This window comes from Alkalihalobacterium alkalinitrilicum, assembly GCF_002019605.1.
Taxonomy (GTDB): Bacteria; Bacillota; Bacilli; order Bacillales; family Bacillaceae_F; genus Alkalihalobacterium; species Alkalihalobacterium alkalinitrilicum.
In genome coordinates this window covers 127,727-140,092 of sequence record NZ_KV917368.1, presented here as the reverse complement: position 1 = coordinate 140,092, position 12,366 = coordinate 127,727, and the positions used below count along the sequence as shown (strand labels likewise).

The window sequence follows — 12,366 nt, the reverse complement described above, 5'->3', positions numbered from 1 at the left end:
TAATGGCACCTAGCAACATAGTATAATAAAGGTCTGGGGATCTAATGACATGAGGATTGACACTAATGGATATTATGCTTGTCAACTATTTTTCTCAAATTTACATTGTTATATAATCTGACATTCAAGTAGTCTTAATCCCTTATTTCTGAGTAAAATTAAATGATAATAGTTTTTTTCAAGGGGTTTTTTCAATGAGCAAATGGGTTTCTACAAACGAAAAAAAGGCTTTCTTACTATGGTTTTTAGAAAACCATCGGTTAAAAAAAGCTGATGCAAGAAGATTGCTTGAAGTATTAATTAAGAACTTCCACTTATTAGAGAATGTTCATTTTACAGATGAATTAAGGCCCACACGACGAACGGTCGTTATTTCTAGCATAAATTCTGATGAAATCGGTTTTAAATACTATCAATCTGGTAGAGTGTATGAAGAAGTAGCTGTCGCCTATAGTGAAATTATGAATAATCCGACTGAACCAGTATATCTTCTAATCCATTTTTATGGAAAGCTAAACAATCATCGTTACTTACAACTTATTGAGAATAAAGCAATCGACAATATTAGGCGCTATGAATATTATGAAAAAGTAGCAAAAAAAGCTGATCAGATAATCGAGCAATCATTAGTTCAAAATCAAAAAGAAATGTTATTACGTCAAATTGATAAAGCTCTTGATGAAAAAAATGAAGAGCTCTTTAAACAGCTCGTTCAGCAATTACAGAACGATGAATAAATCGTTCTAGTTCCTCCTTTCTTTCATATGATGGAATATAATTATCACCAGTTTATGGACGGTAAGATTTCACCTATACCTATACTATGGAAGATTAGTAACACTGCTAGGTGAAATGAGGGGGACTAGAACATGACATTTTACGAAATCTTCCTACTCCTAAAATTTATTTTAGCGATTTATTTTATCCTATTCATTCATAAGTGGGGGCACTATTGTTTTGCCTGGTTCACTCGATTAAGAGTTTTAGAATTTAATGTAGGGCGTGGGCCAATATTGTATCGAAGGACCATTAACAATTGCTATTGGTCTTTTCATCTATTTCCAATCAGCGGAAAAGTAAAAGTACATCGAGAACAATTTCAACGTTCCAACTTTCTTATTAAACTAGGATTTTTTTTAGCTGGAGCTTCAGCAAATCTACTCATTTATTTGCTTTGTTATGGTTATTTTAGTTACTTACAAACTGAGGTTTTCTTTAAAGGTGTGGCTCAAGCGTTAAAAGGAATTTATCACCTTTTACTTCTAATACCAACAATTAAAGTAACTACCATCTATTCCCCTGAACGTGATCTAGTTGGACAACTCGAGTTGTACCAGTCACTCGCTCAACTCATGGATAGTGTTGTTTTAGGTTTAGCACTTCTAAGTTTACTTTATGCAATGATTAATCTCCTCCCTATACCTGGCTTAGATGGTGGACGAATTATATTACTGTTTCTTGAAGAAATCGGCTTTTGGCTCGGTATTAAAGAGCAATTAGTGCAGAAATTTGTGAAAGCCTGCCTAGTCGCAGGAACACTTATACTTTTCTCACCTTATATCATTAATAATTTATGGTCGATTAGTATAGAACTCGGCTTTACGTTCATCGAGTTAAGCATATGGATTTGTTTATTTATTAGTATTTTTATGAATTTGCAAATCTACCTTAAGGAACAAGAAGTAATTAAAAAACGATGATTTGAAATAGCATAGATAATCTTAATAAGCGAAGGGTGACTCAAACTATTTTGAGTCACCCTTCATTTTATTTTTCGCCTAGGTCATATCTCAAGTTAACCTTACGCCGATTTTTTCGAATGTTCATCATCATTTATTAACTGCTGCTCCACATTCCAAAAATATATTCTAGGAAAATGCTTAAACGTTAAGTAATCTTGGATTAATGAAATCCCAACAAATGAGATCATTTGCAAGTCAACTCCTTTTAACACTGTCCATCCCTCCTTACAAACAGTTTATGGAGGAGTAGGGTTGTCTTAATACAACTATACGACAACTAGTGTATAATATAATGAAACTTCAACTTGATTAGTAAGGAGTTATTTAGATGAAACAAACGGAAATTTACATATTATCAGGGTTTTTAGGTAGCGGAAAAACAACATTATTGAAAACATTGCTTCAGTATGAAAAACAGGCTGGGCGAAAAGTCGGAGTCGTTATGAACGAAATTGGCAAAGTCTCCATTGACAGTACTGCAATTTCTAAAGACTTGCCTTTGAAAGAACTACTCGATGGTTGTGTCTGTTGTACGATCATTGATCAATTTGAGGAGCAACTGAGGAAACTTCTTGAAGAAAACGATCTTGATGCCATTTATATTGAAACTACAGGGGCAGCACATCCTTTAGAAGTATATGATGCGTGTATGTCACCTTCCTTAGCTACGAAAATTTACATGCGGGGAATTATTACCCTTGTCGACTTGACACTTTGGACGAAGCAACATACTCTTGACCAAGTTGTTGGCGAACTTATTTGGGAACAAATTAAGCATGCAGACTTATTGCTTTTAAATAAAAGCGATCTTATTAGTGAAAGTGAACAAGCATCTACCCTTTATACTATTCAATCGATTAACCCTAAAGCATTCGCTGTTTTTACAACTTATGCTGATATTAACCCTGCTTTCGTCAATGGCATTTCATTACAGGAAAAAGAAAAGACATCAAAGCTGACGATCGACCAGTTAACATTACAAACCTTTGTCTATACATTCCAACAACCGATTAGTCATGAAAAATTTGAACAATTTATTTTAACTCTACCGTCTTCATTCTATCGCATTAAAGGATTTGTTCGCTTTATCGAGTCAAACATGCTTTACTCGTTTCAATATTCAAATGGACAACCCATTTTATTACCAGATATGATGGACTACCCAACCACATTAGTCTTTATAGGTACACAGCTAGACAAAATCAGCCTCGAGCAATCGTTAGAAAAACTTGTAGAAACACGTTTAAATGACATGAATGACAAGCATTGAGTAATCGTTCCCTTTAAACTCTAGGAAGTAAAACATAGAGAAAAAAGACTACTCTAATTGTACACTCCTTCTTCGTAAATATTACGCCAAGACGAATTTCTGAAGAGAGCAGCATAGCAATGAATAGAGTAGTCTTTTTAACTTAGATTATCTTAAGCCTCTTGAAAATAATCTTTGTAGTAACCGCCTACTTTACCTGTGTTATCGACAACAAAGTAAAACTCCTCTGTTTCGTTTTTCACATCGTAGACCTTTTCAGCAGTTAACGCACGGTCTACCATATATTTTTTTGCATTTGTATGTACACATTTTACTTTTTTAATCGTTTCGCTTTCGCTCCAAGTTTGATGGATCATGATTTTACCTCCTTTGCATACATTTAACTTTATCATACCAAAAAAGGAAAATATATAGAACAATGACGATGACTTTAACGTGTAAATTCCCGATTTAAATCGATCGCCATTCCACTCCAAACGTAACATTCTGATCCTTCTTCAGATGTAATAAAGTTACCAGTCCGCCTAAGTGTCATCACGCAACCATACTCATCTTCAATAGATTTTGCGATATTACCATTTTTAATAGCATAAGCGCCTTCAATTTCACCTACATGGGTATATGCAACGTGGATATCAAAGTAAAAACCCTCATTTGTTTCTTGATAGATATGTAAATACCCATTTAAATCTGGGTGGTCATTCAATTCCCATTGCCCTTCCCAACCGAGCTCACCTTTATCCTGTTCAAGTTCGTTTCCTGTATTTTCTTCTGTTTCCTGATGTACAGCAGCTAATTGTTCACGTAGCTCCTCTTCAATTTCTTCTTTTAATTCTTCTCGTAGTTCTTCTTTTAACTCATTTTTTAATTCATTTATTAATTCTTCTTCTAATTGGTGCCCGCCATCTTCTCCACCAACACTTTGATCAATGATCACATCCTCTTTTGTCCCGCAAGCAGATAATAACAATGTAAGTCCTATCAATAAAATAAACCACTTATTACTGATTATCAAAAAATACCCTCCTTTTATACTATAAAACTAAGAAAATTATACTCTTTTTACAGGAAAATGAAAATAACCATTATTTCATGGTAAATACTGGCTTTAAGTATAATGAAATCAGTTTTTTGCTTATTATAAAATTTGCTCAGGTATTTCTCGTTATTAAGGGCGTGTTATTTTGAGGTTTTGGTGGACGTACCGCAAAAACTTCTTCAACAATACGCGATTAATGGCAATTGGTCAATCTAGCTTTGCCGACCAATGCATCGTGTAATAGCTCATTTAACATATAATCCAAATTTTACTTAAAGATTTAGCAAATAAAACATAGTGGAAAGGTAAAATTACTAATACAGAAAAAGGCTATCTCTTCTTCATATGAAAGGATGAATATTTGATTATGAATATACGCGACTTACAAGAGGGCGATTCTGTATATGTCATTTATCGCAACCCCCATACACAAAATGTGGCAACCATACAAGAAGCGACAATAACATCAAACCCTGAAAACCCAAACGAACTCTCCCTTTTCATGTATGATACATATTACCCTTTATCGGATGAATATGCGATGTACCAAACACCAGACGAAGCGGAACAAATGTATGAATATTATTTTGGCCCTACAATGTAGCCTAATAGCCAATTAAGGAAGTGACGTGATGATTAAACCATTCGTTCCACAACTTGTATATATTGAACCTCAAGCACTTGAATTTCAGCTTGGGAAAGAACTTAAGGACAAGTTTGAAAAAATGGGGTTAGAAATACGCGAAACAACTTCCCACAATCAAGTTCGTAACATCCCTGGTGACAATGATTTACAAAAGTATCGCAACGCCAAATCCACTCTAGTTGTTGGTGTAAGACGGACGTTAAAATTCGATACTTCAAAGCCTTCAGCCGAATACGCAATTCCATTAGCAACGGGGTGTATGGGCCATTGTCATTATTGTTATTTACAAACCACCATGGGAAGTAAACCATACATTCGAACGTATGTGAATACAGATGAAATCTTTGCAGCAGCGCAAAAATACATGGACGAACGTGCTCCAGAAATCACGCGGTTTGAAGCTTCATGTACATCAGATATCGTTGGTATTGACCATCTAACTCATTCACTTAAACGAGCGATCGAGTTTTTTGGAAAATCTGATTTCGGTAAATTGCGCTTTGTGACCAAATTTCATCATGTAGATCACCTTCTCGATGCTGAGCATAATGGACAAACCCGCTTTCGTTTTAGTATCAATGCAGATTTTATCATTAAAAACTTTGAACCTGGGACTTCTCCTTTACAACAACGGATCGAAGCGGCTGCAAAAGTCGCTAAAGCTGGTTATCCTTTAGGGTTTATCGTTGCCCCTATTTACATTCATGAAGGATGGCAAGAAGGTTATAAAAAATTGTTTATTACATTAAACGAGACTTTACCGCTAGAAGCGAAAAAAGACGTTACATTTGAATTAATTCAGCATCGATTTACAAAACCAGCCAAACGCGTAATTGAGAAAAATTATCCAATGACAAAGCTTGAGTTGGATGAAGAAAAGCGAAAATATAAATGGGGGAAATACGGAATTGGAAAGTATGTATATCAAACAGATGAACAGGAACAATTGAAAGAAACTTTATATGGTTATATTCATGAATATTTTCCTGATGCTAAAATTGAGTACTTCACATAATGTGACTTTGTATTATAACAGTTATGTAGTATATGTTTGATTATCATAAATTATTATTACTGTTTTTTCATTATACATCTAATAAAGCCGTCTAATATAGACGGCTTTATTGAGGTAAGTATGTGATTTATGGTAAATGGAAATTGGAAAACAATATTAGTTTCTTGCGTAATAATCATTGATCATATCAAGGATTGTTTGATCTTCTTGCACTTCTTCAAACTGTCCTTTATTACTATTCTCAGTTGACATTCTCATCTTAAACAACTCCTTGTTAGAATTTTTTGTTTATTCCCTCTTCTTGTTTTCTATTATATTATTCTGTTATATAATAGTCAACTAGTTTTTTAAATTTGTTATATTACATTTTTCCGTAGTGATAAAGTTCAATCTAGGAACTTGAACTTCATTTACACAAACAAAAATCGAAATTTAGAAGTTTTTTAATTTTCGCTCTGATTTTTATAGTACAATCTATATATAATACATAAGGAGTGGAGAATAAGAATGCTAAAGGCAGTCATTTTTGACTTAGATGATACATTGCTGTGGGATAAAAAAAGTGTCGCTGAATCCTTTAAAGCGACGTGCCAAGTTGCAGTTGATAAGTATGGTGTAGACATTCATCATTTTGAAGAAGCTGTGAGAGAAGCGGCTCGTCAATTATATAGTAATTACGAAACGTATGAATTTACTAAAATGATTGGAATTAACCCCTTTGAAGGATTATGGGGAAATTTTGGTGATAAAATAAATGTTAACTTTCGGAAAATGAAAGAAATTGTACCGCAATATCGTACAGATGCATGGACAGCTGGGTTAAAAGCATTAGGAATTGATGATCCAGCATTCGGTGCTGAGCTTGGGGAATTATTCGCAAAAAAAAGAAGGACATTACCTTTTATATATGAAGATACGTTCACTTTATTAGAGGAACTAAAAAAAGATTACCAACTTCTATTACTAACTAACGGTTCTCCTGAATTACAAAACGAAAAACTTGATATGACACCAGAACTTGTTCCTTATTTTGATCACATTATTATCTCGGGTGCTTTCGGTCGAGGGAAACCTGATCCAGCGATTTTTGAACACTGCCTATATTTGACAGAATTAACGAAGGACCAAGCAGTGATGGTCGGTGATAATTTACATACTGACATCATCGGTTCCAATCGTATTGGGATGAAAAATGTCTGGATTAATCGTGATGATAAAGACATCGTTGACGACATTTACCCAACGCATACAATCAAAGAATTATCCGAGCTTCCAAAGCTATTACAAAAGATTTAAATAAGAAACTTCCATCAGTGAGGGTTTTCCTCTTCCCCCACTTATCCTTCTTTGTTCTCTCGAAGTCTTGAAGTGGGGGTATTAATGCCAGTTGTTGCGAGATAAATGTATAAAGAAGGAGGCTGGCCCCATTTTGAGTTTAAGCCTCCTTCTTCATGCCTATGCATTCTTTTTCATTTTTGTGGCCTTCTTTTTCGTTGCTGGTTTTGCTGAGGGCTTTTTTGTTTTATCAATCGAAGCTTGAAGTGCAGCCATAAGGTCTGTTACGTTGCCAGTCGTAGTTGCTTTTTTATCTGCAGCTGTAACCGTTTGCTCTGCACCCTTTTTCTTTTCAATTAATTCCATCAACGCATTACGATATTCATCATGATATTTCTCAGGGTCAAACTCGGTCGTTAGTTGGTCTATTAACATTTTGGCTGTGTCTAATTCTTTTTCGGTTACGTCATCACTACTTGGAACATTCGGTACATCTGCAACATTTCGAACTTCGTCTGGGTAATGAATCGTCTCCATCACAAGCGTGTTTTTATAAACACGAACTATTGCTAAATTTTCCTTAGAACGAATAATAATTTTCGCTACACCAATTTTCCCAGAATCTTCAAGTGCTTTTCGTAATAGCGTGTACGCTTTCGTACCTCCTTCACTCGGTGCAATAAAATAACTTCGCTCAAAATATATTGGATCAATTTCTTCTAGTTTTACAAAGTCAATGATTTCGACGGCTTTATCTTCGTTTTCCTTCTTTAACTGTTCTAGCTCCTCCTCATCAAGAATGACAAATTTATTTTTCGCATATTCATACGCTTTAACAATCTCATCATTTTCAACTTCTTTTTCACAAACTGGACATGTTTTTTCGTATTTTAATGGAGATTTACATTCCGCGTGTAGATTTCGTAATTTAATATCTTTATTTTCAGTTGCTGCATGGAGTTTTATAGGTATATTTACTAAACCAAAGCTAATGCTACCTCGCCAAACCGTGTGCATCTTGTAGCACCTTCTTTCTTTTCATTTTCTTATAGTATTTGGTGCTTATCATTATTTATGTAAAAACATTCAATGATACCAGACTATTTCACTGGCAAATTATATTTAGATTGGTTTAGTAATCAGCCCTCAAGAGGGGAAACTACAATTATGAGTACAACAGAAAGGAGCGAACCGATGAAAAAACCGATGAGTCCAACATTATCATTTGATACCCCAATAGATTCAAAGTGGAAATATGAAATCAAATATGATGGATATCGTTGCTTGCTAAAATGGAGTAATACAGAGTTCATACTTATAAGTAAAAATGGTCGAATATTAAATGAGCAATTTCCAGAACTCGTTCAAGCAAGTCAAAACATTCAGGCATCCATTGAAAACCTTTTCCCAATTGAATTAGACGGTGAAATTGTTGTTCTTGAAAACGAATTGAAAGGAGATTTTGAGGCAATCCAAAGGCGTGGTAGACTACGGAATGAAGAAACCATCGTAACTGAAGCCAAAAGTCGACCTGTTACACTCTGTTTGTTTGATTTATTAGAGATAAAAGGAAAAAGTCTTAAGAACGAACCTTATCTTACTCGTAAAGAAAAGTTATTTAACTTATTTGAGAAATCTAATTTAAAAACAGAAACTGTATTTAAATATATCCCTGCCTGCGACTCGTTTTCGACCATTTGGGAACAAGTGCTTCAGCATGACAGTGAAGGTGTGATAGCAAAATTAGACCACAGTAAATGGGAAAATGGACGAACTCGATCATGGTTGAAAATTAAGAACTATAAAAAACTCAGCTGCTTTATTACTGCGTATGAAAAGGAAAACGGTTATTTTCACGTTAGCTTATGGAATCATGGACAAATTGTTCCTATTGGATTATTCAAACACGGACTAAGTATTGATGAAGAAAAAGCATTAGTCCAAACGATAAAAAAAAATAAGACAAGTGTAGACAAACAATTTATTTATGTTGAGCCCAGTATTTGTATTGAAGTTAAGTATTTACAATTTTATAAAGAACAATTAAGAGAACCTTTTTTTGAACGTTTTCGCTTGGACTTATCATATATTGACTGTACTGTAGACCAAACAAATCCTAAACAAGAACTACATTATGATGTTGAAATCACAAGCCCTGAAAAAGTGTATTGGAAATCTTTATCTTTTACAAAAAAAGAGTATATTGATTATATCAAACAAGTTTCACCTTTTTTCTTACCTTTTTTAAAAGATCGTCACCTTACCGTCGTTCGTTATCCAAACGGAATTGAAGGGGAAGCTTTTTTTCAAAAAAATATACCCGACTACGCCCCAGCTTTTGTAAATTCATTTGAATATGAAGGGATTAACTACATCGTTTGCCAATCGATTAAAACTTTACTCTGGTTAGGAAATCAAGGGGCTATTGAATTTCACATTCCATTTCAAACTATTCACTCCCATCAACCGAGGGAAATTTTATTTGACCTAGATCCCCATTCTGTTGAGGATTTTCAAGTTGCTGTTAAAGGTGCATTAATGATTAGAGACGTATGTGATCAACTCGGATTACAACCATTTGTTAAAACATCTGGTGGAAAAGGGATACAGGTTCATTTACCTTTAAAAGAAGAAAAATATACGTTTACGGAAACTAGAATTTTTACTTCGTTTGTAGCCGATTACCTTATCTCTAAAGAGCCTGACTTATTTACAGTGGAACGAATGAAAAAGAACCGTGGAAAACGATTGTATGTTGATTATATACAACATGCAGAGGGAAAAACGATTATCGCCCCCTATTCTGCAAGGGGCCGAAAAGAAGCAACTGTTGCAACTCCTTTATTTTGGGATGAAGTTAATGAACAGTTAAACCCTACCCATTTTACAATAGACACAATCATCGATCGTTTAAATACAAAAGGTTGTCCATTTGCAAATTACTTTCAGGTTGACCAACCATTAAAGCAAGTTATCGAGTTTTTAAGTAAAAAGCAATGATCCTCAGAACTTCAAACTTTATATTCGAGTTACACGATTTAGCAATAATATAGCGAAAGATAAAAAAACGGGTGCGCTTGGCACCCGTTATAATCCCGCAGATCGCATGAGTCGCTTAACAATCTCTTGATAATCTTCAGCTGAAATACCAGGTGCAAATTCTTCTGGCACTTCTTCAAAATCAGGTGTCGGTGCTCCTTCAGGTGCACCTATGACTACTTCTAATGGTTTTCCATCTTCTGGGTGTGTACCCTTCCAAATTTTATTAATATCTCGGAAGTCTGTAGGGCTCCATGTATATAACTTCGTATGAATGCCTTCATCTTCAAACTTCTGTGCAGTTTCAAAAGCACGGTTACTTAAATCAGGAACTGGCAGCATCTTTGTCATATTTACACCTGTAATAACTTCGATTGCCTTTGCATAAGCAACAATATGAACACCACCACGAACCAGTAAATAACCGATCATTTCCCTCGCAGTTGGATTTTCGGTCATTTCATAAACACGCATTTTATGTGTTCTTGCACCACACTCTAAGAAAAAGTTATGAATTAAATCTAATAAGAGGTTCCCACTATTAAATACGTTATCTCCAGTCCATGGACGACCATGTGAATCTGCTGGTTTTGATGTTTGTGCTGTATCTATAAAGTGATGATGAAATCGCAAATCTTTTGCCGTTTGCATCGGTGCAATATCTGGATCTCCTGGAAATGTCGTGTTCGTCAACATAATATTAATCGTATTCGAGACCAATTGGACATGCCCGAATTCCTCAGCTGTGATACTCGCTACCAAATCATAAAAAGGTTTAAACTTCTTTTTATTCCGGAAGTTAAAAGATTGATACATATAGTTATTTAGAGTTGACATTTCGCCAAATTTCCCACCCAGTAACTCTTGAACCGCTGATGCACCGTTAGGATCGGCATATTCAGGCCTTGGTAAGTCTATTAACATTTTATCAAATCGTATAATCATGACCGTCTCCCCTTTCTTCCCTAACCATTAAGAAGTATCCATCGATTATTGTGGTAATACCCAAATAATCATTTGCATTCGAATAAAGAACGGCGAACCAGAAACATCCACTACAACATGATCTGGCTTTACATCCGTTAAACAACCTCGAATATTACCTTCTGAGGTTTGAACAACAACCGTTCTACCGATCACCGTTTGTAACGTTTGATATACATAAGGGTCAACAAGTGTCACCATTTTCGGAGCGTTCGAGTGAGTTTGCTGATGGTCTTGATAATGATTCATAGAAAACGACTCCCTTCTTTTTGTCATTCTCTCTCATTTTATGTTGACTCGTGCATGTACAATGCCCTTTTCAACAAATAAACGCCATAAAGAAAAAATAATATACGAGAACAAAACAGATATTCTGGTAAATCGTTCATATTTAGTCTAAACTTTTATATAAGATATGAATTGAAAGGAAGGTTAAAAAAGATGACTGAAACCAATGAGTTATATGAAAGAGCAAGGGACATGTTAATGAAAACAAGTCGAACCTTTTTTATTCCGATTAGCAAATTACCGGCTTCATTAGAAGAGGCTGTAATGTCAGCTTATTTATGTATGAGAGCAATCGACGAAATCGAAGACAATTCTGAACTTCCAAAAGAGGTCAAAGTGAACTTATTGAAAAAGCTAAGCGAGCTTATGAAAAATCCAGTTCAAGAGACTGACATCAATGCCTTATTTGAACCCTATAAAGCTTTATTACCACAAGTAACCTTACAATTGCATGACTGGATTACAATTAGTCCTCAATCGGCCACTTCAACGGTTTTACATTCAACCTCAAGAATGGCTGAAGGTATGGCCAAGTGGGTTGAAAATGAATGGAAAATTGAAACTAAAGAAGATCTCAATCAATACACATTCTATGTTGCTGGATTAGTAGGAGTACTTCTTTCGGACCTTTGGAGATGGTATGACGGAACCGATTGTGATGAGGCTCTTGCCGTTGGATTTGGACGAGGGTTACAAGCGGTCAACATCATTCGAAATCGTGAAGAAGATCTTTCTAGAGGGGTAGACTTTTTTCCAAATGGCTGGGACATGAAAGATATGTTTAAATACGCTAGAACGAACTTAGAACTAGGCGACATTTATACTAAAGAGTTACAAATAGGACCGATTTATTATTTCTGTAAAATTCCACTCGCTCTTGCTTTAGGTACACTCGATGCTATTGAAACTGGATCAGAGAAACTTACAAGAAATTCCGTAATGGAAATCGTAAATGAGGTAGTAGCAGAGTAAGATACAACCTTGATTGTAAAATACATAACACAAAAGGTTAGAGATACTTCAATATTCCTATCTCTAACCTTTTGTCTTTTATATGGTATTTAACGA

Annotated in this window: 14 protein-coding genes; 8 read left to right on the top strand and 6 right to left on the bottom strand. The window is 35.0% G+C overall.

Going from position 1 to position 12,366, the window contains the following annotated elements; translation table 11 throughout:
* The first annotated feature begins 194 nt into the window (after positions 1-194).
* On the top strand, positions 195-737 hold the full coding sequence (locus tag BK574_RS00700) for a YpiB family protein (RefSeq protein WP_078427064.1): 543 nt from the start codon (positions 195-197) through the stop codon (positions 735-737).
* Between the two features lie 132 nt (positions 738-869).
* Positions 870-1,700, top strand: a complete 831-nt coding sequence (locus BK574_RS00695; protein ID WP_078427063.1) for a site-2 protease family protein — start codon at positions 870-872, stop codon at positions 1,698-1,700.
* A 101-nt stretch (positions 1,701-1,801) separates the two neighbouring features.
* On the opposite strand, the gene BK574_RS27220 is transcribed toward BK574_RS00695, so the two are convergent.
* Entirely contained in the window at positions 1,802-1,954 is a 153-nt protein-coding gene (locus tag BK574_RS27220; protein ID WP_158211466.1) for a hypothetical protein, read from the bottom strand.
* Positions 1,955-2,070: 116 nt separating this feature from the next.
* Between BK574_RS27220 and BK574_RS00690 the strand changes: the two genes are divergently transcribed.
* Positions 2,071-3,012 carry a CobW family GTP-binding protein gene (locus BK574_RS00690; RefSeq protein ID WP_078427062.1) on the top strand — a complete coding sequence of 314 codons (942 nt, stop codon included), beginning with the start codon at positions 2,071-2,073 and terminating at the stop codon, positions 3,010-3,012.
* Positions 3,013-3,164: 152 nt separating this feature from the next.
* Here BK574_RS00690 and BK574_RS00685 read toward each other — a convergent pair whose 3' ends face one another.
* A complete protein-coding gene (locus tag BK574_RS00685) occupies positions 3,165-3,368 on the bottom strand; it encodes a DUF6501 family protein (protein WP_078427061.1) in 204 nt (67 codons plus the stop codon).
* A 74-nt stretch (positions 3,369-3,442) separates the two neighbouring features.
* Positions 3,443-4,027 carry a hypothetical protein gene (locus BK574_RS00680; protein WP_078427060.1) on the bottom strand — a complete coding sequence of 195 codons (585 nt, stop codon included), beginning with the start codon at positions 4,025-4,027 and terminating at the stop codon, positions 3,443-3,445.
* 391 nt (positions 4,028-4,418) lie between these two features.
* Between BK574_RS00680 and BK574_RS00675 the strand changes: the two genes are divergently transcribed.
* From BK574_RS00675 to BK574_RS00665, 3 genes are all read left to right on the top strand, one after another.
* Positions 4,419-4,655 carry a transcriptional regulator SplA domain-containing protein gene (locus BK574_RS00675; RefSeq protein WP_078427059.1) on the top strand — a complete coding sequence of 79 codons (237 nt, stop codon included), beginning with the start codon at positions 4,419-4,421 and terminating at the stop codon, positions 4,653-4,655.
* A gap of 28 nt (positions 4,656-4,683) precedes the next feature.
* A complete protein-coding gene (splB, locus tag BK574_RS00670) occupies positions 4,684-5,712 on the top strand; it encodes a spore photoproduct lyase (RefSeq protein WP_078427058.1) in 1,029 nt (342 codons plus the stop codon).
* A gap of 507 nt (positions 5,713-6,219) precedes the next feature.
* The gene (locus tag BK574_RS00665; RefSeq protein ID WP_078427057.1) at positions 6,220-7,008 is read left to right on the top strand and encodes an HAD family hydrolase; all 789 of its coding nucleotides are present in this window, start codon (positions 6,220-6,222) and stop codon (positions 7,006-7,008) included.
* Between the two features lie 159 nt (positions 7,009-7,167).
* Here BK574_RS00665 and ku read toward each other — a convergent pair whose 3' ends face one another.
* The gene (gene ku / locus BK574_RS00660) at positions 7,168-8,004 is read right to left on the bottom strand and encodes a non-homologous end joining protein Ku (protein WP_078427056.1); all 837 of its coding nucleotides are present in this window, start codon (positions 8,002-8,004) and stop codon (positions 7,168-7,170) included.
* A gap of 150 nt (positions 8,005-8,154) precedes the next feature.
* On the opposite strand from ku, the gene BK574_RS00655 reads away from it, so the two are divergent.
* Positions 8,155-9,987 carry a DNA ligase D gene (locus tag BK574_RS00655; RefSeq protein ID WP_238457904.1) on the top strand — a complete coding sequence of 611 codons (1,833 nt, stop codon included), beginning with the start codon at positions 8,155-8,157 and terminating at the stop codon, positions 9,985-9,987.
* Between the two features lie 87 nt (positions 9,988-10,074).
* Here BK574_RS00655 and BK574_RS00650 read toward each other — a convergent pair whose 3' ends face one another.
* Positions 10,075-10,971 (bottom strand): manganese catalase family protein, encoded by an 897-nt coding sequence (locus BK574_RS00650; RefSeq protein ID WP_078427055.1) that lies wholly within the window; start codon positions 10,969-10,971, stop codon positions 10,075-10,077.
* Between the two features lie 45 nt (positions 10,972-11,016).
* On the bottom strand, positions 11,017-11,259 hold the full coding sequence (locus BK574_RS00645; protein ID WP_078427054.1) for a YuzF family protein: 243 nt from the start codon (positions 11,257-11,259) through the stop codon (positions 11,017-11,019).
* 192 nt (positions 11,260-11,451) lie between these two features.
* Between BK574_RS00645 and BK574_RS00640 the strand changes: the two genes are divergently transcribed.
* Positions 11,452-12,270 carry a squalene/phytoene synthase family protein gene (locus BK574_RS00640; protein WP_078427053.1) on the top strand — a complete coding sequence of 273 codons (819 nt, stop codon included), beginning with the start codon at positions 11,452-11,454 and terminating at the stop codon, positions 12,268-12,270.
* Positions 12,271-12,366 lie beyond the last annotated feature (96 nt).